Here is a 22,108-nt window from a genome sequence, read left to right on the forward strand (position 1 = left end):
AGAAGAAAGTGTTAAGTAAAACACAAAAACTAACCTCTAACACCTTTAGGTTGAAATTTACGTAAACGCAGCGCATTGGTGACTACAGAAACTGAACTAAAAGCCATTGCTGCACCGGCGATAATCGGGTTAAGTAACCAACCGAAGAAGGGATAGAGAATACCAGCAGCGATGGGAATACCAGCAACGTTATAAATGAAGGCAAAGAATAAGTTTTGGCGAATGTTGCGAATTGTGGCGCGACTGAGTTGAATTGCTGTAACTATGCTTTGCAAATCACCAGAGATTAAAGTGATGTCACTAGCTGCGATCGCCACATCTGTACCAGTCCCAATCGCAATTCCCACATCGGCTTGAGCCAAGGCTGGTGCATCATTTATACCATCACCAACCATCGCCACAATTTTAGATTTTATTCTCCTCTGCTCCCCTGCTCCTCTGCTCCCCTGCTCCAGTTGCAGCACTTTAACTACTTCGGCTTTTTGATCCGGGCGGACTTCTGCTAAGACTCTTTTGATACCAACTTCACGAGCAATACTTTCGGCGGTGCGCTGGTTATCACCTGTAAGCATTACAACTTCTAAACCGAGTTTTTGCAATGCTTTTACAGCTTGGATGGAAGTAGGTTTAATTGCATCAGCAATCCCCATCACTCCTTTGATTTCGCCATCAACTGCTAACCAAACGGCGGTTTTACCCAGATATTCTAAGCGTTCTTTGTCTTGTTGCAAAGCTTGAGTGTTAATACTTAATTCTTCCATCCAACGTTGTGTCCCAATTTGCACAAGACAGTTAGCCACTATACCTTGCACGCCACTACCTGCTACAGCCTCAAAATCTCTAACATCTGCTAATGGTACTTCCTGAGATTGAGCGTACCTAACAACTGCTTCTGCTAAAGGATGCTCAGAATTACGCTCTACCGATGCGGCTAGTTGTATCAGCTTAATTTCGTTACCATTAGCTGTACCGTTAACTGTGACAAAATCTGTAACTGTCGGTTTACCTTGAGTAATTGTGCCAGTTTTATCTAACACAATTGTTTGAATCTGGTGCGCTAATTCTAAGCTTTCGGCTCCTTTAATTAAAATGCCGTTTTCTGCACCTTTACCTGTACCTACCATGACTGAGGTTGGTGTAGCTAAACCCAAAGCACAAGGACAAGCGATAATTAACACCCCAACTGTAGTTATCAATGCCAGGGTGACATTACCTATGATGTTGTACCAAATTATGAAAGTGAGGATAGCGATCGCAATTACCGCCGGTACAAACCACCCAGTAACTTGGTCTGCTAACCTCTGTATAGGAGCTTTTGAACCTTGCGCTTGTTGCACTAATTGGACAATTTGCGCCAGTACAGTATCCTTACCAACTCTTGTCGCTCGAAATTTGAAACTCCCAGTTTTATTGATAGTTGCGCCGATGACTTCATCCCCTGGTTGCTTTTTCACAGCTACACTTTCGCCAGTCACCATCGCTTCATCAACTGTCGATGTCCCGTCAACTACTTCGCCATCAACAGGAATTTTCTCCCCAGGACGAACCAGCACCACGTCACCAATTTTTACTTGTTCAATCGGTATATCTATTTCTTGTCCGTTGCGAATCAACCTTGCTGTCTTCGCTTGCAAACCAATCAGCTTGCGGATAGCCTCTGAGGTTTGCCCTTTGGCGCGGTTTTCAAACAGCCGTCCTAACAAAATCAAAGTAACGACAATTGCCGCCGTTTCATAATATATATCTGGACTTAAACCCTGAGCAATAAAAAAGCCAGGAACTAAAGTAGCAAATAGTGAATAGAAATATGCTGCACTTGTGCCTAAAACAATTAACGTATCCATTGTGGCAGCATGACGCTTGAAAGCCTTCCAGGTATTGGCGTAAAAGGAGTAACCGCACCAAAACTGTACAGGAGTAGTCAGAACTAATTGCAACCAAGGGTTATGCAACCATGCTGGAATGAAAGGTAGGTTTAACCCTGTCATCATTGGTAGTGAGCCAATTATCAACACAGTCCCAATGATGCCCCCTACTGTCACCTTTCGCTGCAAATCACGAGATTCTTTCTGGCGATATCTTTTTTCTTCGTCATCTTCTCCCGCCATCAAGTTTTGTTCTTGGAGGGGATAGGCAGAATAACCTGCTGCATCCACCGCATTTTGGATAGCTTGTAAGTCTGTTGTTTTGGGATCGTAATCTACTGTTGCCTGTTCTGCCCCAAAATTCACGCTACATTCATTTACACCTGGGACAGAACGAATTGCATCTTCTACACTTTTGGCACAGGAAGCGCAACTCATACCGCGTAATTTCAGTGTGGCATTCTCCATCTGTCTACTCCTATTACTAAGTAGGACTAAGCTGAAACACATCTAAATTAACGTGAGTTCGATGAACCTCACCCCAACCCCTCTCCGACGCGGAGAGGGGCTTAAATATGTTTAAAACTCAACACAAAATAAAGGTTTTGAAGCCTCTCTCCTTGCAGGGGAGAGGTTTGGAGAGGGGTTTTTTAGCTCTGTCGAACTCAGGTTAAATTACATAACCACTCGTAAAGGTCGTCCTTTGTCATTAGTCATTTGTATTTACAAAGGACAAATAACTAATGACAGCCTCAACCAGAGAATGTGCAACTTAAACGCATACCAGCCTAGCTAACAACTATCCTTATCTTGAATCCTCCAGTGAACTGGAGAGTCAAGAGGTAATTTTGAAGAATTCCACCTCAGTTCAAATCCTGTACTTAAAATGCTATAAAAGTCTGTTCACCAAGGACTTTTCGGTTCAGATTATTTTTCTAGGAAATTTATCCTTTAAATAACTTAATAATTCTCAGCTTTCTTCTTGTGTATCCTCTATTTTTTGAAAAATTCTCTCCATATCCTGCGCTCCATGAAGGATACGTACAATCTCTATCCCTTGTTCTATGGAACGGTAGAAAATAAGATAACTTTCAACGGGAAAGCACCTTAAGGAAGCCGCTAAATCAGATCGCTGCCTTCCCATTTGTGGAAATTTCGCTAACTTCGGAAATTTTTCTCTGAGCTTATCAAAAAATTGTCAGCAGCCTGGGGATTGTTTTCGGCAATATAATTCCAAATATTTTCAATATCTTGCATTGCCTGTTGAGAAATCTTAAAGCGGCTCATAGTGTGCTGTTATCAGCTAACTTCTTTCTTCCCCGTGCGGCAATTTCCTCAAACAAAATAGAAATAGACTCTTCATTATATTCTTTGTATTCACCATTCTCTAACTGCTCTATGCCAATGGCGATTTCTCGCTTTAACGCTTCTAGCTTAAGTTGTTTAAGTTCTTTTTCCATCTGTTCCAATTGATCTATCATCTCCTGAAACGCTTGTGCTTCCTGCACTACAACCTCAGCTTTACCATTAACGGTTAGCACCAGTGGTGATTTTGTTGCTTTTATATGCTCTACGTAGTCTTTAGCATTCCGCTTAAAGTCTGTAAGAGTTTGAATATTTTCCAAATTAATTTTATTAACCATAGCATCAAATAAAGTGCTTTATAGATATTATATTAGATGTTTAAACCGAAATGAATGCTCACATAATCAAGAAAGTCAAATTTAATCTAGAGGAATTCGGTTTGATTACTTAAAATACTTGTGTAGGGAGGGAATAGGCAATAGGCAATAGGCAACAGAAAACAAGGCAGGTAACGATGTACCGATTTTTTTCAAAAATCAAATATGAGTCTTATATTTCTTTGTAAAGCTGCGCTAAAACTGCAAAAACCCAGTTTTTTCAAAAAACTGGGTTTAAGAATGAGTAAATTAAAAATTTACAACCAATCTCGATAAGCAGAGATTTCATGCACACTAATTTCTAACGGCTCACCTTTACCAAAGGGGGGATAAACTTTGATTTTGGCGTTGGTGGTAAATCTCTCTAATCTATTGCCTAATTGGGCAATATTGCTGACTATATGCCAGTAAGATACGATGTCAGGGCAATCAATTACTAACAACACTTTCGTGTTTTTATCAGTTAAATACCACTGACAATTATTGAGTAGAGCTTGAGTAATGCGATCGCAACTGTGATAAAAACATCGCCCAATCGATTGCTCTAACTCTAAGTGCAGCATTCCATCCTCTTTTGTTACCTTAGTTGGAGGTAAATCATCGGGTGGAAGCTGGTTTAATTTAGACATAATTGCGTACCTCTTGGTTGTAGCACTGCAAACTCTCGATGTTTTTTTGCATATCAAACGACGTGGGTTTGAGTGCTAATGTACCCAGATTCAATTCGTCTTGGAATTTTTTGATTTTGTCTCGACAAGTGATAGCATCACCAATGATTGAATTTTCAATCAAATAGTCTTCGTCAAAACAAATGTTTGTGCGGTCAAATGGTTTATGACCGTTGTTAGTGGAACTATTCTGCATTACTAACGCCGAATTAGCTTTCATTTTTTGGCTAAATTGGCGGATGAAAGGCATTGCTTCACTGATGGCGGCTTCGTTAGTTTTGGCAACAAAAAAGAAACGCGCTAATACAAAGTTATCCGCACCACTAGGATTAATATCTCGATATTGGCTAACGGTCTTTTTCAATCTCTCTAGCGCAAAGGGTGGCCCTCCCATCAAGCTAAAGGCATTTTTAGCCGCGAATTCTATGCTTGTATCATCACCACTGGCTATATATACCGGAATTTGCTGTTGCAAAGGTTTGGGGTGAACGGTGAGGCGATCGCAGTGATAATATTGCCCTTGAAATGAAACTTCATTTTCATATAACAGCTTTTGAATCAAAGCTACTGCCTCTAACATTCTGGCGCGAGATTCTCCCATCGAAATCGCAAAATGTTGATTTTGCTGAGGGAATGGCCCGCCTTTGGCAACTCCAAATAATAATCTGCCATTGCACAAGTTATCCAAAGTAGCAATATCTTCTGCTACCCGAATCGGGTTGTGAAAGGGAAGTAAAACCGCCGCCGTGCCTAATTTAATTGTTGAGGTAACACCAGCTAGATGTGCCATCAATACCAGCATCGAAGAACTGAGATTGACTTCACTAAAATGATGTTCACTCACCCAAGCTTCGGCAAAGTTTAAGCTTTCGGCTTGTCTGACTAAGGCAACTTGTTCAAAAATAGCGCGACGGGGATTTTTGTGATGATTTTCGTAATTGCAGAAAAGTCCAATTTTCATTGTTTGCTATTCTTAGGTTGCTACCATTTGCAACTCCAACCACAAGCGCGGATCGGTATCTTTTAGCTTCGATTTGGGATCTCGAATTAAGCGTTTAGCGTTCATACAAACTACTTGAACTAATCCCATATTGTCTGCTATATCTCTGAGTATTCTTTGTTGTTCTCTTACATAAGGCAGCATTTCCTCAGAGCAATAAATACCTATGTATTGCAAACGTCTAGGAGGCCTTCCCCAAAAACAGGTAATCACTTTCACATGACACCCGTCTAGTAGTTCCCCAACTTTTGGATAATACTCGCTGACGATTCTTTTGAATTCTGTAGCGATGATATCTTCAGTAATCATTTTAACTGATATTTCTGTAGCGTTCATCACGCTATTTAATATAACATATATTTGTCAATTAAGCATGACATAAAGGGTATTTTATATTACTATTTATTGTTAAATAATCTATAGAGACTATGGCAATTTATTTATTAAATTCTGGGGGAGATAGAGAGTAGGGCGTGGGGAGTAAGGTCATTCATTTAGGATAAGATAAACTAAGATCCCCGACTTCTTTAAGAAGTCGGGGATCTAAAACTTCATAACTTTTGATAGATGTTCTAGATAATCAAGTTTATTATCGAGATTTTCGCTCTGCTACTAATACTTCAGCAACCATTTCAGGTAAATCACAAAGGTCAGAAAATCCCTCTTTACCACTGATAGGAGAAATAAAGGTATAGCTTGGATCGCACTCTCCTGTATCGTAGACTTGAATAAACCATCGATCAGGAAAGCCTTCTATACCTAATTCTACAATGTACCAATACTCGCCAACTAAACAAGATTTTATAATCGTAAACCACTCTCTGTATTCGTCACGAATATTCCAGTCTGCTAAGAGAAACTCTAACGCTATATGTCCAGCATCAGTTGCCGTCAGTAGCATGATTACTCCTTATTTGGCACTTCGGAATTTTTTAAATCTGGGTATAAGCCTAATTGTTTGGCAAGCTCACGCGCTACATGAAATAAAAATTGTGCGCCATCTTGATTACCTTCGTGAGCAAACATAGTTGCAACTCTAGCCATTGCTTCTACGAAGTTAGCATCAATTAATTCTGAATGAGCTTCTAAAACTTCTGGTTCTTGACCATTAGGACAGTGAAGTAATTTATCGATTAAATCAAAATATTGGGCTTGCCGTTCGTCTGTCATGTTATTTTGTAATTTTGTAGCGTGAATAGCTTATTTTTCAATACTTTGTTGCCAAAGTCTTTCTAACATTTCTACTTGTTCTTGAAATACGGCAGCGCGATAAGCTAAATACCTGTCGTATACAAGAATTCCTAACCCGATACAAACTGGGGTTAGCAAGATAAACCATTGCAAGATAATGGCAGCTTTATATACAAAATCAGTAGTTAGCGGTTCGTTCACGACGTTGCGATCGCAATAATTGACGCTAGCCTGATGTGGCGAGTAATGAGTAATTGCAGCCGCAGGATCTAAGGCTTGATTTACTTCGTCAATCTTATTAACTTCACAAGTTGAATTCTGTGCCTTAACTAACTCCCCATGTTTTTCCCAAACTACTTTTAGGACTACCATCGCTGGAGAAATTACTATTAATGTTACGAGGCAAACCGTGAGAACATTTAGAAGTTTAACTTTCATCCTGGAGGTAGAATCTAGATACTAGAGGTTAGGTGCTAGGGGCTAGATAAGAGCGTTTTATCAGTATTCAATAACTAAAAAATAATAGTTTTTTGTCTATTAAAAGACACTAGCTATTAGCTGGTGACTAATTATCTGGTTTATAAAAATTCTATTTTTATACCTGTAGACTTAACGCCTTTTCACCCAGAAATGCTGTTTTATATCTTGAGCAACAATGTGGGAGTTAAGAAGTCCCCCCTAATTCGCTAGCAAGCTAGAAAACTTCGGGGGGTAGAGGGGAATCTCTGCGTAAATCCTATATGTGTTATATCAGCCGACTTTCTCAACACCTGTTTAGTTGGTGTAGGTTAAGTTTATTAAATTGATTAAAGTTGTACTCAAAGCCGCAAACAACCACTGCACAAGCTTTGCAAAATTTTTGCGGGAATGGGTGCTAGTATTTTCGGGTAAAGGTACTAGTATTGCTGAGGTGGGGTTCGGGGATTTTTGCACTCAGCCTCAAAGCTAGACTGGTTATCATTAAAAACGATTTTTTTGAACAAATTTTGATGAATAAATTTTGTACTCAAGATTAAGATTGAATGCCTTAAATAACTAAAATTAATTAAAAGTTCAATTAAATAAATTCAAAATCTCAAGTTGTAATTATTTAATATATTGCTGTGTTTAATTTACATTTTAGAGCTTTATATTAGGAAATTCAGATATTTAATCAAACTGTTAAATAAGCTGTTGATTTTATTTTTAAACTATTGAAGAATATGAAGGGGATTTTTATCATCCTGCTTTATTAGACGGAAGTAAGCAAATTAAGTTTCAACAAACAAACTGAAGTTTAGTATTTCACAATACTTAAAAAGTTAAATTTTAAGTCAATGGTAGTAGACAATACGAATTTAGGTGTAAATTAACCAAAATTATTTCTTGGGATTACATATTTATGCTTTAGTGAGAGTAAATAGGTTTGGCGATCGCTCACCCCAGCAGTTACCCAAAAATGATTGTTATAAGTAAAGATGCTGCTTTAAAATTAAAGATTTTAGGAGTTAATTTATGCGAATTGCTAAAGATGTTACAGAACTTATCGGCAGAACTCCGTTAGTTCAACTTAATAAAATTCCGCAAGCAGAAGGAGCAGTCGCGCGGATAGTTGCCAAACTAGAAGGTATGAACCCAGCCGCTTCTGTTAAAGACCGGATTGGCGTGAGTATGATTAATTCAGCCGAAGCCGAGGGTTTTATTAAACCCGGTAAAACTGTTTTAGTCGAGCCAACCTCTGGAAATACCGGAATCGCCCTAGCAATGGTCGCAGCAGCCCGTGGTTATAGCTTAGTTTTAACTATGCCAGAAACCATGAGCCAAGAAAGACGCTCGATGCTGAGAGCCTATGGTGCAAAACTAGAATTGACACCAGGCCCAGAAGGAATGCGCGGCGCAATTCGCAAAGCCGAGGAAATTGTAGCGAACACACCCGATGCATATATGCTGCAACAGTTTCGCAACCCAGCTAACCCAAAAATTCACCGCGAAACCACCGCCGAAGAAATTTGGGAAGATACAGATGGGGAAGTAGATATTGTGATTGCTGGCGTTGGTACTGGCGGGACAATTACCGGAATTGCCGAAGTATTGAAACAACGTAAACCGAGTTTACAGGCGATCGCAGTTGAACCCAGCAATAGCCCTGTCCTCTCTGGTGGTGAAGCAGGCCCCCATAAAATTCAAGGTATCGGTGCAGGATTTGTCCCCGATGTGCTGCGCTTGGAACTAGTTGATGAAGTCATCAGAGTCAGCGATGACCAATCTATGATTTACGGGCGGCGTTTAGCTAAAGAAGAAGGTTTACTGTCTGGGATTTCTTCGGGTGCGGCTTTGTGTGCTGCATTGCAAGTAGCAAAACGACCAGAAAATGCTGGTCGTTTGATTGTGATGATTCAGCCTTCCTTTGGTGAACGTTACCTCAGTACAGCAATGTTTCAAGATTTGAGCCTTAGTTAAGAAGGCGAAAGTTAAAAGGAAAAAGTAAAATTAACCCCTCTCCAAACCTCTCCCCTACAAGGAGAGAGGCTTAAAAAGCTTATGATCTTGCTCCTCCCTCTCCTACAAGGAGAGGGAGGCTGGAAGGGAGAGGTTACTTATTTAATGTTTGCAATTACCATGACCGTGACCATGTTCATGGTCATGGTGGTGATTACCGCCGTGGGCGCAGCCTTGTAAATCCTTGCTCATCAGGTCTTCACTCATCTCTTTGAAGGATTCATCTACAGGTTTTAAGCCAATCCAAGCGTCAAGCTTTTCCACTTCAAAACCGACTTCGCGGCGATCGCCTACTTGAAGTAGAGGGCGACGAATTAATAACGGGTCGCGCAACATTTGTACCAATGCGGTTTCTGCATCGATGGTTTCAGGAACGATTTCACCAGATTTAACACGCGGCGCAGCCCGGTTAAACCATTCAGCTACAGGGCGATTACCAAAAAATGACCGTAAACGCTCAATTGTCCAAGGTTCGGTTAATAAGTTGTATGCAATTACTTCATGACCAGCCGCAGTCAGCAAAACTTTTTGTCTAGTACCATTTTTACAGCCTGGTTTTTCATAAAAAATTACTCTTGCCATTGTGCTTGCTCCCAATCCACTTTATGGTTTAGGGCTTACGCAGAGAACCCTCTAAGGTGAAAATAGAGGTTAGAGACTAGGGCTAGAGACTAGATAAGAGAGATTTTAAAGGGCTGAGTACTGAATAAAAATAGTATTCCCTAACCTCTAGCCTCTAGCCTCTAGTCCCTCCTTAAAACTTCCGTGCAGTCTGGGTTACTAAATCAAACTCAAATCTTTGTTTTGGATCAGTTTCCCCATAAATATTGAAAGTTACAGTTGGTTCATCACCGACTGCTTGCACGCTATGAATTGCATCGGGAGTGAAGCTGACAATATCTCCTGGAGATAAAGTTATTTCTCCCGTCTGTTCAATTTTATCTGGAGATTTTGAATCGTTGTTGCGTCGCCAAAAAGTGTTTTTTTCTTGACCTTTTAACACCGCTACAACTCCCCAAGTTCCATGATTATGTATTGTTGAAGTTGTCCCTGGTGCAAAAGTTACTGTTTGGACAGTCAACGGAAAACCTAATTCATCGTATAAGAGAATAACAGAAGTACCTGTTTTCGGACAAGGCTCTAGATGTTGACTTCTGACCCAGTAGGAATTGGCAATTAAGCGTCTCACCAACATCCTAATTTCTGGCAGACGGCTAGACTCATCCTCAATACCATTGAGAACATCTTCCACCTCAGTCAAAAAACGATAGAGGCGATAATTATCTCGCAATAAATCCCATGCTCTTACAGATTTACAGATTTGATACTGACCTTCTCCAGTGAGTAGCCAATCCCTACCTTGCATAACTTTTAAAATCTAAATTGAGAAGCTGAAGGCGTGACAATTACTGGCATTGCATACCAAGGTGAACTAGTATCAGGAAAATTCACAGGAGATAAGTTAATACTAGTGGGGAATGGATTTTCTGGAAACTTAAATGTGGAAAGAGGTCGATACACAGAAAAATTGTTCATCATGGTTTGTAAATTTTGACCGTTGAGTGTTGGTAAGTATTTGTTCTTGGTAAATTGTCAAATTACTATTGACAATTGACTTTTGACTGTTCAATCATCTTCCTCTGCTGGGCGTGTCAAAATATCCAGGAGGATACCAGCACCATAATCATTTTTGGGGTCAATTTCTTGCACCCTGATGCTGATTTCTTTAGCTTGTTCTAGGTTTCCTAATTTAGCTAAAACCAAACCAGTAGCAGAGTAGGCATTTAAGTACAATCTGATTTGGTTTTCTTCCCTCCGATTGATAAGTATGGGTTTTAGCTGTTCCCAACTTTCAGGAAAATTTTCTGCTTTCTTAATTTTATCTAATAATTTCGATGTTGTTTGCAAGGCAAGAGAATAATTATTTTTGTAGTAAAAATATCTATATGCTGAAACTAAAATGTCTGTATTGTCTCCGGCTTCTGTGATAGCTTGTTGCATATATTTCTCGGATTCAGAATTATTATGCCAAGTATCTGCTGCTAAGATTAGTAACTTTTTGACATTTTCTGGTACTTGAAACCAAGAAAATCTATTGGTATCGATTTGCATATTTGTGAATGGGGAGTGGGGAGTAGGGAGTAGGAAGTGGAGTAATTTACTACTCCCTACTCACTTTTAAAACTGAGTCAGAATGTACAACAAAGAAAACAGAACAATCCAAATGATGTCTACGAAGTGCCAGTAAATTTCTGCCATTTCGATGCCGGTGTGTTTGGTGGCTGAATAATGGCCGGGACGCTGCGATCGCTTTAATACTCCTAAAATCAATAACAGTCCCACAAATACGTGCAAGCCGTGGAAGCCTGTCATGATGTAAAAGCAGTTGGCGAAGACGTTGGCTGTCATGCCATATCCTAAGGTTAGGTACTCATAAACTTGACCTAACAAGAACAGCGCGCCCATGATGGCGGTAATTTTGTACCACTTTTGCATTCCGGCAACGTTATTCTTTTTAATTGCGACATCGCCAAAGTGAATGACAAAGCTACTAGACACCAGAATGATGGTGTTAATTGTCGGTACGAGTAATTCTACTTCTGTTCCTTCTGGCGGCCATACTGGTGTAGTGCCGCGAAAGAACAAGTAAGTAGCAAAGAATCCGCCGAACATCAGGGATTCTGAGATGAGGAAGGTTAATAATCCCGGAACTCGCAAATCTGGATGATGTTCGGCATCATGTCCGTGATGTTCGCTGGGTGTGGCGACTGTCATATTTTTACCATTTGAAATTCTTTGACCTCTTCCCTGATTTTGAGGGAAGAGGAGGTTTTTAACGCAAAGTATCGCGGTGAACCAGCGCTGCGGGAGGGTTTCCCTCCGCAGGCGACTGGTGAACCCTAAGGGAGGTTAACGCAAAGGTGCGCGGAGTTCTTTAGGTGCTGGCTTCTGGTGTTGCGGTGGGTTGTACTTCTACACTATGACCGTAGTCGTAGGGGCCATGAGTTACTACTGGTAAGACTTCCCAGTTCTCAATTAGAGGGGGTGAACTGGTTGTCCATTCTAAGGTTAAGGCACGCCAAGGATTATCACCAGCGACTTCGCCTTTACTCCAACTCCAAAGAATATTGATGGTAAAGGGGATGACTGATAAGCCTAAGACAAATGCGCCAATGGTACAAAGTTGATTCAAGCTAATGAATTGGGGGTCATACATTGCTACTCGTCGGGGCATTCCTTGCAAACCTAATTCGTGCATAGGTAAGAAGGTGAGGTTAGTCCCAATGAGTGTGAGGGCAAAGTGAACGCGTCCCCAAGCTTCGTTTAGCTTGCGTCCGGTCATTTTGGGGAACCAGTGATATATACCTGCGTAAATACCAAACACGGAACCGCCAAATAAGACGTAGTGGAAGTGTCCGACTACATAGTAAGTATCGTGGACATGAAGATCAAAGGGGGCTGTTCCCATTGTCACGCCGCTTAAACCACCCATGACGAACATCGACAACAAGCCAATGGCGAATAGCATCGCGCTGGTGAAGCGGATTTTGCCACCCCAGAGAGTAGCAACCCAGCCGAAAATCTTCACGCCAGTAGGAACGGCAACAATCAGGGTAGAGATGGTGAAGAAAATCCGCATCCAACCGGCTGTACCACTGGTAAACATATGGTGTACCCAGACGAACAAACCGACAACGCAAATTGCCAAACTGGAATAAGCGATCGCTTTATATCCGAAAATTGGCTTACGCGCGTGAACGGGAATCACTTCGGACATGATGCCGAAGATGGGCAGAATCATCAGATATACTGCCGGGTGAGAGTAGAACCAGAATAAGTGTTGGTAAATAACAACGTTACCACCTGCATCTGGTTTAAAGAAGGATGTGCCGAAGTTGAGGTCAAACAACAGCAGCACTAAACCCGCAGCTAATACAGGTGTGGAGACAAGTGCTAGGACGGAGGTGGCTAAAATTGCCCAGCAGAATAAGGGTAGTTGATCCCATTTCATACTGGGGACTTTCATCATTAGGATGGTGATGACAAAGTTTAGCGAACCCAAAATTGAGGAAGTTCCGACTAAGACAATCGCCAAAATCCACATAGATTGGGCAATTGGCGCGGTGACTAAACTTAGTGGTGGGTAAGCTGTCCAACCTGATTGGGAACCACCAAAGAAGAAACTTCCTAACAGGAGTAATCCGGCTGGTGGGTTTAACCAAAAGGCAACTGCATTCAGCTTGGGGAATGCCATATCTCTAGCACCAACCATCAACGGTACTAAATAGTTACCAAATCCCCCAATCGCACTGGGAACAATCCATAAGAAAATCATGATTGTTCCGTGGTTGGTCATGAAGGCGTTATACAGATTGGGGTCGAGTAAATCTGCCTCTGGTGTGGCGAGTTCGGCGCGAATTGCGATCGCCATCAATCCACCGATGAGATAAAACAAAAACGCCGTGACTAGATATTGAATCCCAATTACCTTATGATCTACGTTGAAGGTAAAGTAGTCGTACCATTTCCACGCCTTGGGATGTAAGTTATGGGCAACCGTCACTTTGGGATTCTTATCTGGTGGTGTATTCCGAGGTAATTCTGTTTGTGTCATAAATTAGTCCTACCCGGCGGGAAGCCGCTAATGCGTCTATGTCATTGGTCATTGGTCATTTGTCCTTTGTCATTGGTTAGTTAATTCAGACTTATGCACAGATAATGGAAAATCGAACCACAGAGGCGCAGAGAAGCCGGTGCGTTGGGCGGGTTCCCCGACTTGTTCGCCTTGGTCTCCGATGAGGAGAAGCAACTGGCGCGACACTGAGGAATAAGAGTTTCAGAGAGTTATTGTGTAAGTCTTAGTACCATTGACTATTGACCTTTGACTATTGACTCTAGAGTTGTTGCACTTACGCCCAGGTGTTGGATGTGGGGTGCAAGAAACTCGGATGTTGATAAGTCGGCTGGATTAACTGCAACAGCTTGATGCAAATCAGGCTTTTGGGCAACTTGGCTTTCTTTTAACCAGCTATCGTATTCTGCGGGTGTGTGGACAATGACTTGCGATCGCATGGAACCGTGATAACCTCCACACAGTTCCGCACAAACTACAGGATATGTACCTGTTTTTGTGGCGGTGAATCGCAGTTCGGTGGGGATACCTGGAAGCGCGTCTTGTTTCAGGCGGAATTGAGGAACCCAAAAGGCGTGAATCACATCCTGTGCTGACAAATTCAACTGGACATCAGCACCAATAGGAACGTGCAATTCACCAGTAGTAACGCCACTGTTGGGATACTCAAAAATCCAAGCAAACTGCATTCCGGTAACGTTCACTACTAAATCAGCAGGTTTGCTTTGGCTGTTGCGCGCACCAATGCCAATGCTTGGGGCTGTTTTCGATTCTGCGGTATTGTTGAGAGTTGCCGCTATTGCGCTTCCTGAAGCAACATGAGCCGGAGAATGAGGATGATTTCCTGGCTCAAAACCTCCCATCTGATTAAAAACATCTACGCTATAGATGCCTAAGCCAATGACAATCACTGATGGGATGGCTGTCCAAAAAATTTCTAAGGGAACATTGCCCTCTACTGGTAAACCATCAGTATCATCACCGCGACGGCGACGATACTTGACTAAAAAAACGAGAATAGTTCCTTCTACAACCAGAAATAAAGCGATCGCAATGGTAAACATGATATTGAAAAATCCGTCTACCAAAGGTGCTTGTAGTGAGGCTTGTTCTGGTAATAGCGTGTGGTTGTGACCAATCCAAACACTCAAGGCTGTAACTACTATGCCAGCAACTAGCGTCCATAGTGAAACAGGAATTTGTTGCATAAAAGCTCCTGTAAGTATGAAGTATGAAGTATGAAATGTTATAGTTAACGCTTCAATTTTTATACTTCAGCAGCATCAATAACTCCATCATGGAAAACAGTACAAAAGCTCATCATCAAATTTTTACGATATTTGATTTTTAACTTTTGACTTCTACTTATTAAAGTTGTATCTCATCCCCTATAAAAATTGGGGGAATTTTCCAGATCTCTTCAGATCCTTCCCCCAAAACTTAACAATATTTCTAATGACTATCACAAGAGTACCTTCTACTTCTACAACAGTTAGTTGTTTAAAGAGGGTGCTATTAGTTCTAATATTGAACAGTAAAAATAGCAGCAAGTATGATTTAGTTAGTAATAAACAATTTACAATTTACGCATTCGTTTACTATGAACTTTTTATCCAGTTCTAGTAAATATATAGCAATTGAAGCATAGTTTAGCCCATTAACAGATACACAAGAATTTTAACCCTGTCACCTGTCCCCTGCTATATAAATTCCCCTCTAGTTACCTTGCTTAATCCCCCCCTTATCAAAACAACAACTGTGAACAGTCACCAAATATTTAGTTGTTTAATTCAGCGTGGGTGTAGCAGTTCTTCGGACAAATCCGGGCGCAAGCTACGCAACCAATGCAGTTCTCTGGATGAGCAACTACCATTACTTTGCGCTCGATTTCATCATCTTCTTCGTCTTCTACAAATTCGCCTTCTTCATTGAGTGCTTTTAAATCCAGCACACTATAGCCACAAACTTTAATGCATCTGCCACAGCCGATACATTTATCTTTGTCAATCTCCTGGGCAAATTTAGGTGTCCAGGTCTTACCTCCAAATGTCAATCCTGTTAGTGTTGCCATGAATAAACCTTCGGCGATTTTGCCTATCTAATCGTTTGTACTTAATTTCATACTAACTTAATCTAATTGTTTTGTTTTGTTGTGAAACGATTAATTTTTCTTTCATTAAAGTTTGATGACTTTTATCCTAATTTCAAATTTTATTTTATTAATTAAATGAGATTTTATAGCAATAAATTTTGGAGAATTTTCATAAAAAGCCCAGCATTAAATCATGTGTGAACTACAAGACTCCCAAATTGTTTAAGAATTTGGGAATCTGAGACATATATACTAAGCCAAATAAATTCCTAGCAAGGTAATTACTACCTATATTAATAATGAAATTACTTCGCAGCTTTAAGCCGAACTTAAAAATCTAGTAATTCGCTATACACAACATATGTTATTCAGTTACATAAATATATTTTCAATTTGTATTAGCCAAGTATTGTTAATTAATAATAAAAATGCACGAATCATGGTAATAGAGAGGAATTTAGGCATCTTCAGTAAAAATGTAACTTTTATAGCAGCAGTTAGCATGATATTAAATATTAAAATTATTAATAAATGCTATTTTTAGAAATAATTGTGTATATAAATATTCGGCAAAAATCTTTAGGGTAAGCTTTTGAAGGCAAAGGTTAAAGATTAAGAATAAAAAAATATGAAAGCTTAAGAAAATTTCCTAAGCTCATGATGAACAAAATCATCTAAATATTTATGAAATTTATAGTTAATGAGGAACTAATATTCGGCTCGGCTTAAAAGCCTGACATAGCCTCCGATTGGATGCAAAGTCTGAATATGGATGTGGGCAATAGACCTCCTGCAAAAATAGTTTTGCAAGAGGGGGAAAGGTGAAAGGGAAAAGGGGAAGAAACCTTTACCCCTTCGCTTTTCCCCAAGGTGAAGCCTTTACTTATTGCTAGGTAAATAATGTGGTTGCGAGTGATTAATAAACAGGACACATCCAGGGGGAGACTTGAGCCAAACATCTCAACGATTAGGTGGGAAGAAGTTTTATGCCTTATACAATTCCTAACAACAGTTGCGTTGGATGTGATAACTGCCGTCCCCAATGTCCTACGGGTGCGATTCAGTTAGAAGACGATGAATATTGGATTGATCCTTGTCTGTGTAACAATTGTGAGGGCTTTTATCCTGAACCCCAGTGTGTAATAGCTTGTCCGACAAATGCTCCCATACCTTGGCAGGCGAAAAAGGGGAGATGTAAAGTCGAACCGCGAGATCCTACCAGCCCGGACTTATTTTCTAATGGGAAGAATAACCCTTTTGCTTCAGCGATCGCAATTTGGGAAGCGTGTAATGTATTGGCTCAACGCACCTCCTTAAATTGGGAACACGATGCAGAAGGATATTTATGTTACAGCCGACAAGTCAGCCAAGGCAAAGGTGCGATCGCCTTTCACATTCAACATCCTTTCCAAGTTAGCGATCGGATCACTAATTTAGAAGCGATTGAGACAATGGATATTAGGGCAGCTTGTATCCATTTAATATTTGCTGCCTATGCTACAACCTTAGAACAACCTTGGGAGCAAGAATTTTCTCTAGATGAACGGCAAATAGAAAAATACTTAGGGCTAGAAAAACGCAAAGACCTAAGTAAAACTGCCAAACTTACCTTAATGAAAAATCTTGTCCAACAAGCTTGTTCCCTGTTAATTTCCATTGACTGGCCGCAACAAGGCCGCGTCAAAGGATTTTCAGTTACTAAATCTCGCTTGTGGCACTTAGTCCATATTCAACACCACTTCCAAGAAGACGACATAGGATGTAAATACCTAGTTGGGCTAACCTTCAAAATTCGCGCTGGAGTCTGGGCGCAGTATTTTTTAAACAAACAAGCCTGTAAAGAGCGCACCGCCTTCTATCAATACGGCAGTTTGCCAAAAACCGTGCTAACCACCGTCATGAGTATTTGGCAGCAACACGAAGGCGCAGTCCGACTCATGCTGTGGTTGCTCTTTAAAACCAAGATGGGTAGAGAACAACGCATCACTGTTCCTACCTTATTACGCATCGCCTATGGAGAAGAAAAAGTTACCCTAGCCTCCCGACAGCGAGAAGAACGCAAACGGCTACTGCGGACATTTGAAAGTGATTTAGAGGTGCTGAATCATTTGGGAGTCAAACCCATGTTTGACCCTGTAACTTACCCCTTAGAAATTCAACCATTGTGGGCAAAGTTAATGGGGATACCTGAAGATCCAGACGAAGCCTTAGAATTTTGGATTAATGATGGTGGTGGCGAAACTCGCCTGACAGATTCCGGCCCTCGCGGCAAATGGAACCTGCTAATGAATGCGCGGATTTTGTCATTTGAACTCCCGCCAGAATGGGAACAGCAAATCTCTGACTCTGAAAAAAAGCAGCGCCGCACTATCAAAAACAGAAGACGAGTCAGAATTACAGGCGATTTAGTTGGCGAACAGATTTTAGAAGCCCGCAAAAACTTAAATCTTTCCCAACGAGAGTTAGCCAAACTCACTGGCAAAAGCCAAAGCTGGATTCGAGATGTCGAAAATGGTCGTCTGAAAGCGAAAATAGAAGACCAAGCACTGTTACGCAAGGTGCTAAATCTCGCTTAACTGGAGTATTGAACGCAGATATATATAAATAAACACAGATGACCTATTAGCATCTGTGTTTTTATCTGCCAATAATTTGCAATTTTTGGCACTTCTTACCGCAGACTTACTGAGTCTAATAGTTTTTAATGCCAAGTTCTCTATAGTTAAGCCCACTGGGTATCAAAAGCATCCTGACCAGTTCCATAAACTAAGTCGCCATATTCTTGCCATTTAGCTACTTCTTCAGGGGAGAGTGGCGGAGTATGCAGAACGCTGAGGTTTGCTTCTAATTGCTGCTGAGTTTTTGGGGCGGTAAGTGCTAGGCTGACTGCCGGATTATGTAGTACATAACGGTAGCAGTCTGCTGCTGTCGGTGGTTGCATCTGCCAGTTTGGATGCTTGGTAAGTAGTGAACCCCAACGTGTACAAGTAAATGCTACTAAGGGAATACCAGCTTTGTGAGCGTTGGGTAAAACATCTTCTTCTGCTTTGCGGTGTGCCATATTATAACGGTGCATTAACACGTCACACTGCTGGTGCTGTATCATCTCTAATGCGATCGCTCGATTATGGGTGGTAATTCCTACATAGCGTACTCGTCCTTTTTGTTGCTGCGATCGCAATTCCTCAAGCACTGCCAGAATTTGTTTGCTATCATCACCAGGAAACACATATTCCACAAAAAACACATCTACGCTATCAACATCAAGACGCTGGCGCACAGAGTCGAGGTAACGACGTAAAGAATTAATATCTCTATTTTCGCTGCCAGTGGCAACTAAAACCTGTCCCTGGTTAGCTGCTAGGAGGGGTTTGAGTCCATTGAGGAAGTTGTCATACTCTAGACTATAAAAGAAAAAATAATTAATTCCGCCTGCAAAAGCTATTGAAATGGATGTACTATCTAGCTGCGGTTGTGCTGCTAAACCGAGAATGCTGGCTTTTTGTCCTTGACGGGTGACTAATTTCACGGTTAACTTCCTCCACTCCCTAATTTCACTATAGAGTTTAGGGAAGATGAAAGTTAGGTATTGCGATCGCAAAAGCTATTTCAGTGACAGCAATCATAGATTTTGCCTTCGCATTTGTTGTTTTTGCTAAATAATTTTCTATTTCAGTGACAGCAATTATAGATTTTGTGATCGCATTTGTTGTTTTGGCGATCGCATAGCTTATTTCACAATCCTATATTTACAGGCAATAGCATTTAGATAGGATAGGATTAACAAGATATTGTGTGTCTCAGTTATATGAGTAGTTCAAGCGATATTGATGCTCAAGTGACATTGCCGAGGGAATTATATCAGGCGATCATACAACGAGCGCAGGTTCATGGAAATTCGCTGAGTCAGGAAATTGTAGCATTACTTACTCCTTTACTGATGCAAATACCTGATGAGCTAGAAGAAGAATTTGCAGCATGGGAAGCAGCAAGCGATGAGGATTGGCTAAGTACAGGAGAAATGCTGGCATCTCTGGGAGAATGAGATGGCGAGAGGAAAAAGACTCTGCGTAACTTTGCGTTTACCTTAGCAAGCCTCTGCGTGAAATAAAATTTATACTGTTATAGACAAACTCCCCACCTTTTGCGTCAACCACTTGTACCAACTATCTAAACCCTCACCCGTCATCGCCGACACTTGAAAAACCTGAATATGCGGGTTTACTTGTTTAGCATATTCAATACAACGTTCCACATCAAACTGCACGTAAGGTAATAAATCAATTTTGGTGAGAATCATCATTTCACTAGCGCGGAACATATGGGGATATTTTATCGGCTTATCTTCTCCCTCTGTGACAGACAAAATCACAACCTTCGCCTGTTCTCCTAAATCAAATAAAGCAGGACAAACCAAATTACCTACATTCTCAATCATCACTATAGAATTTAGTGGCGGGTTGAGTTGTTGTAAACTTCTTTCTATCATCGACGCATCTAAATGGCAGCCTGTACCCGTGTTGATTTGCACAACTTTACAGCCTGTTTCTTTGATTTTTTGAGCATCGTTAGTTGTTTCTTGGTCGCCTTCAATTACACTAATTTGTAATTGCTGTTTTAAATCATTAATAGTACGAGTTAATAATGTTGTTTTCCCTGCACCCGGAGAACTCATTAAATTTAATGCGAGAATATTCCGACCTTTAAACCATCCTCGGTTTTGGGCTGCTAATAAGTTATTTTTTGCTAAGATATCTTGTTCTAGAGATATGGTTGTGCCGTGAATTTTAGCATGAACTTGTGATGGTTCATCATGATGATGGGAATGGGTAATTACAGTCCCATCAGGTAAGGTGTGAGTGTGGGTATGATGGTCATGATGGTGATTAACTTCACCTGTTTCGAGATTTGTAATTTTGCCTTCAGCATCATCAGAGCAGCCGCAAGTTACACACATACTTCCTCTATTTCTATTTCTTTAATTTTGAGTTCTTCGCCAGTTATTAAATCAAGTTGCACACTACCACAAGTGCAAATACCAAAAGGTTTTTCAAGAGCAATTTCCGCACCGCATTGGCGGCATTTTGCTAATCCTGGTATTTCGATAATCTCTAATATAGAATCTTCTAAAAGTGTGCCTTTAGAGCAAATATCAAAACAAAATTTAATAGCCTCAGGCATAATGGCTGAAAGTTTGCCAATTTCTAATACTACTTTTTGCACTTTCATGCCTTTGGCGTGTTCGGTGACGATGGCTACAATATTTTGAGTTATTCCTAGTTCGTGCATAATTTTTTGTTTCGCGCAAAGGCGCAAAGAGCGCAAAGATAAGAAGATTCTTTAACAAATTCTTGGTAGTTGGTCGCCAACTAACATATCTACGATACGTTCAGCACCAAAGGCAGTTTTGAGGAAGACAACGCCTGGAGGTGAGGCGATAACTTCACCAACTATACAAGCATCTTTGCCAGCAGGATGAGTTTTCATTGCTGATAATACTTTGTCGGCGTTATCTTGTTTTACTACTACGACTAATTTACCTTCGTTGGCTAAGTACAATGGGTCTAAACCTAAAATTTCGCAAACTCCTTTGACTTCTTCTCTAATAGGAAGAGTGTCTTCATGAAGACGAATGGCAACATTAGAAGTTAGGGCAAATTCATTTAATACTGTAGCTAAACCGCCACGGGTTGCATCCCGCATGGCATGAATTTCGGGGCAAACATTGAGGATGGTTTCTACTAAAGTATTTAAGGGTTGACAATCACTTTTAATATCTGTTTCTAAGGCTAATTCACCACGAGCAATTAAAATTGCAGTACCATGATTACCTAATTCACCGTTAATAATAATTGCATCTCCAGGTTGAATATTGTGAGCGGAAATATTCACGCCTGTGGGAATGACACCAATACCAGCAGTGTTAATAAATAATTTATCAACAGCACCACGATGTACAACTTTTGTGTCGCCTGTGACAATTTGCACGCCTGCATTTTTCGCTGCGGCTTGCATACTTGCGATTACACGGCGTAGGGTTTCTACAGGTAATCCTTCTTCTAAAATAACGCTACAGGTGAGATATAAAGGTTTAGCACCGCTAACAGCTAAATCATTAACTGTGCCGTTAATTGCTAATTCTCCAATGTCGCTACCAGGGAAAAATAAAGGGTCTACCACATAAGAATCTGTGGTAAATGCGAGTCTATCTCCCTGTTGTAAAAGATTAGCTAAATTAAAGCTGGCTTGGTCTTCTAATTGAGAAAGTATAGGATTATCAAAGCTACGAACAAAGACATCATCAATTAAATCACGCATGGCTTTACCGCCACTACCATGTGCCAAAGTTATGTGAGTATCTCTAATTTTAGGTTGGCGACGGCGGACTTGTTCAATTTTTTGAAACAGGGGATTTTGTAATTGGTTTGATGTTAAATCCATATAGAATTGATTAAAATAATTTATGATAGATAGGTGACAGGTGATAGGTGACAGAGTT

General features: G+C 40.7%; 24 protein-coding genes. 3 read left to right on the top strand and 21 right to left on the bottom strand.

Going from position 1 to position 22,108, the window contains the following annotated elements; translation table 11 throughout:
• Window positions 1-29: 29 nt before the first annotated feature.
• From H6G76_RS07200 to H6G76_RS07240, 9 genes are all read right to left on the bottom strand, one after another.
• Window positions 30-2,333: a heavy metal translocating P-type ATPase gene (locus H6G76_RS07200; RefSeq protein WP_190697625.1), complete on the bottom strand. Its 2,304-nt coding sequence runs from the start codon at window positions 2,331-2,333 to the stop codon at window positions 30-32.
• A 502-nt stretch (window positions 2,334-2,835) separates the two neighbouring features.
• Window positions 2,836-3,009 carry a type II toxin-antitoxin system RelE/ParE family toxin gene (locus H6G76_RS36890; RefSeq protein WP_242056332.1) on the bottom strand — a complete coding sequence of 58 codons (174 nt, stop codon included), beginning with the start codon at window positions 3,007-3,009 and terminating at the stop codon, window positions 2,836-2,838.
• A 139-nt stretch (window positions 3,010-3,148) separates the two neighbouring features.
• On the bottom strand, window positions 3,149-3,508 hold the full coding sequence (locus tag H6G76_RS07210; protein ID WP_190697628.1) for a type II toxin-antitoxin system prevent-host-death family antitoxin: 360 nt from the start codon (window positions 3,506-3,508) through the stop codon (window positions 3,149-3,151).
• A 296-nt stretch (window positions 3,509-3,804) separates the two neighbouring features.
• Window positions 3,805-4,176, bottom strand: coding sequence for a hypothetical protein (locus tag H6G76_RS07215; RefSeq protein WP_190697631.1), 372 nt, complete (start codon window positions 4,174-4,176; stop codon window positions 3,805-3,807).
• Window positions 4,169-5,176, bottom strand: a complete 1,008-nt coding sequence (locus tag H6G76_RS07220; protein ID WP_190697633.1) for an LLM class flavin-dependent oxidoreductase — start codon at window positions 5,174-5,176, stop codon at window positions 4,169-4,171. The genes H6G76_RS07215 and H6G76_RS07220 overlap by 8 nt, the downstream gene beginning before the upstream one ends.
• A 12-nt stretch (window positions 5,177-5,188) precedes the next feature.
• The gene (locus tag H6G76_RS07225; protein WP_190697636.1) at window positions 5,189-5,551 is read right to left on the bottom strand and encodes a hypothetical protein; all 363 of its coding nucleotides are present in this window, start codon (window positions 5,549-5,551) and stop codon (window positions 5,189-5,191) included.
• Between the two features lie 253 nt (window positions 5,552-5,804).
• Entirely contained in the window at window positions 5,805-6,116 is a 312-nt protein-coding gene (locus H6G76_RS07230; protein ID WP_190697640.1) for a hypothetical protein, read from the bottom strand.
• Window positions 6,117-6,118: 2 nt separating this feature from the next.
• Entirely contained in the window at window positions 6,119-6,385 is a 267-nt protein-coding gene (locus H6G76_RS07235; protein WP_190697642.1) for a hypothetical protein, read from the bottom strand.
• A 30-nt stretch (window positions 6,386-6,415) separates the two neighbouring features.
• A complete protein-coding gene (locus H6G76_RS07240) occupies window positions 6,416-6,844 on the bottom strand; it encodes a hypothetical protein (RefSeq protein WP_190697645.1) in 429 nt (142 codons plus the stop codon).
• Between the two features lie 1,056 nt (window positions 6,845-7,900).
• Here H6G76_RS07240 and cysK point away from each other — a divergent pair.
• Window positions 7,901-8,845: a cysteine synthase A gene (cysK, locus tag H6G76_RS07245; RefSeq protein ID WP_190697648.1), complete on the top strand. Its 945-nt coding sequence runs from the start codon at window positions 7,901-7,903 to the stop codon at window positions 8,843-8,845.
• A gap of 141 nt (window positions 8,846-8,986) precedes the next feature.
• Here cysK and H6G76_RS07250 read toward each other — a convergent pair whose 3' ends face one another.
• The 8 genes from H6G76_RS07250 to fdxB all read right to left on the bottom strand — a co-directional run bounded on the left by H6G76_RS07250 (window position 8,987) and on the right by fdxB (window position 15,588).
• Window positions 8,987-9,466, bottom strand: a complete 480-nt coding sequence (locus H6G76_RS07250; RefSeq protein ID WP_190697651.1) for an ArsC/Spx/MgsR family protein — start codon at window positions 9,464-9,466, stop codon at window positions 8,987-8,989.
• Between the two features lie 172 nt (window positions 9,467-9,638).
• On the bottom strand, window positions 9,639-10,250 hold the full coding sequence (locus H6G76_RS07255; protein WP_190697653.1) for a cupin domain-containing protein: 612 nt from the start codon (window positions 10,248-10,250) through the stop codon (window positions 9,639-9,641).
• A 5-nt stretch (window positions 10,251-10,255) separates the two neighbouring features.
• Complete coding sequence (locus H6G76_RS07260; protein ID WP_190697656.1) at window positions 10,256-10,423, bottom strand: hypothetical protein; 168 nt, start codon at window positions 10,421-10,423, stop codon at window positions 10,256-10,258.
• A gap of 87 nt (window positions 10,424-10,510) precedes the next feature.
• Window positions 10,511-10,996, bottom strand: coding sequence for a hypothetical protein (locus tag H6G76_RS07265; protein WP_190697659.1), 486 nt, complete (start codon window positions 10,994-10,996; stop codon window positions 10,511-10,513).
• 66 nt (window positions 10,997-11,062) lie between these two features.
• The gene (locus tag H6G76_RS07270) at window positions 11,063-11,659 is read right to left on the bottom strand and encodes a heme-copper oxidase subunit III (protein WP_190697663.1); all 597 of its coding nucleotides are present in this window, start codon (window positions 11,657-11,659) and stop codon (window positions 11,063-11,065) included.
• Window positions 11,660-11,819: 160 nt separating this feature from the next.
• Window positions 11,820-13,499: a cytochrome c oxidase subunit I gene (ctaD, locus tag H6G76_RS07275; RefSeq protein ID WP_190697666.1), complete on the bottom strand. Its 1,680-nt coding sequence runs from the start codon at window positions 13,497-13,499 to the stop codon at window positions 11,820-11,822.
• Between the two features lie 257 nt (window positions 13,500-13,756).
• The gene (locus H6G76_RS07280; protein ID WP_190697669.1) at window positions 13,757-14,725 is read right to left on the bottom strand and encodes a cytochrome c oxidase subunit II; all 969 of its coding nucleotides are present in this window, start codon (window positions 14,723-14,725) and stop codon (window positions 13,757-13,759) included.
• Between the two features lie 569 nt (window positions 14,726-15,294).
• The gene (gene fdxB / locus H6G76_RS07285; protein ID WP_190697674.1) at window positions 15,295-15,588 is read right to left on the bottom strand and encodes a ferredoxin III, nif-specific; all 294 of its coding nucleotides are present in this window, start codon (window positions 15,586-15,588) and stop codon (window positions 15,295-15,297) included.
• 1,007 nt (window positions 15,589-16,595) lie between these two features.
• Here fdxB and H6G76_RS07290 point away from each other — a divergent pair.
• The gene (locus H6G76_RS07290; protein WP_190697677.1) at window positions 16,596-18,185 is read left to right on the top strand and encodes a helix-turn-helix domain-containing protein; all 1,590 of its coding nucleotides are present in this window, start codon (window positions 16,596-16,598) and stop codon (window positions 18,183-18,185) included.
• A 146-nt stretch (window positions 18,186-18,331) separates the two neighbouring features.
• Here H6G76_RS07290 and H6G76_RS07295 read toward each other — a convergent pair whose 3' ends face one another.
• Complete coding sequence (locus tag H6G76_RS07295; RefSeq protein ID WP_190697679.1) at window positions 18,332-19,138, bottom strand: aldo/keto reductase; 807 nt, start codon at window positions 19,136-19,138, stop codon at window positions 18,332-18,334.
• Window positions 19,139-19,417: 279 nt separating this feature from the next.
• Between H6G76_RS07295 and H6G76_RS07300 the strand changes: the two genes are divergently transcribed.
• A complete protein-coding gene (locus H6G76_RS07300; RefSeq protein WP_190697682.1) occupies window positions 19,418-19,654 on the top strand; it encodes a hypothetical protein in 237 nt (78 codons plus the stop codon).
• Window positions 19,655-19,723: 69 nt separating this feature from the next.
• On the opposite strand, the gene hypB is transcribed toward H6G76_RS07300, so the two are convergent.
• Genes hypB through hypE form a run of 3 tightly spaced genes read right to left on the bottom strand, consistent with a single transcriptional unit; the run spans window position 19,724 to window position 22,050 of the window.
• Window positions 19,724-20,566 (bottom strand): hydrogenase nickel incorporation protein HypB, encoded by an 843-nt coding sequence (hypB, locus tag H6G76_RS07305; protein WP_190697685.1) that lies wholly within the window; start codon window positions 20,564-20,566, stop codon window positions 19,724-19,726.
• Complete coding sequence (locus tag H6G76_RS07310) at window positions 20,557-20,898, bottom strand: hydrogenase maturation nickel metallochaperone HypA (RefSeq protein WP_190697688.1); 342 nt, start codon at window positions 20,896-20,898, stop codon at window positions 20,557-20,559. The genes hypB and H6G76_RS07310 overlap by 10 nt, the downstream gene beginning before the upstream one ends.
• Window positions 20,899-20,949: 51 nt before the next feature.
• Window positions 20,950-22,050 (bottom strand): hydrogenase expression/formation protein HypE, encoded by a 1,101-nt coding sequence (gene hypE, locus H6G76_RS07315; protein WP_190697691.1) that lies wholly within the window; start codon window positions 22,048-22,050, stop codon window positions 20,950-20,952.
• Between the last annotated feature and the right edge of the window lie 58 nt (window positions 22,051-22,108).

The sequence above is a fragment of the Nostoc sp. FACHB-152 genome (assembly GCF_014697475.1).
Taxonomy (GTDB): domain Bacteria; phylum Cyanobacteriota; class Cyanobacteriia; order Cyanobacteriales; family Nostocaceae; genus Nostoc_B.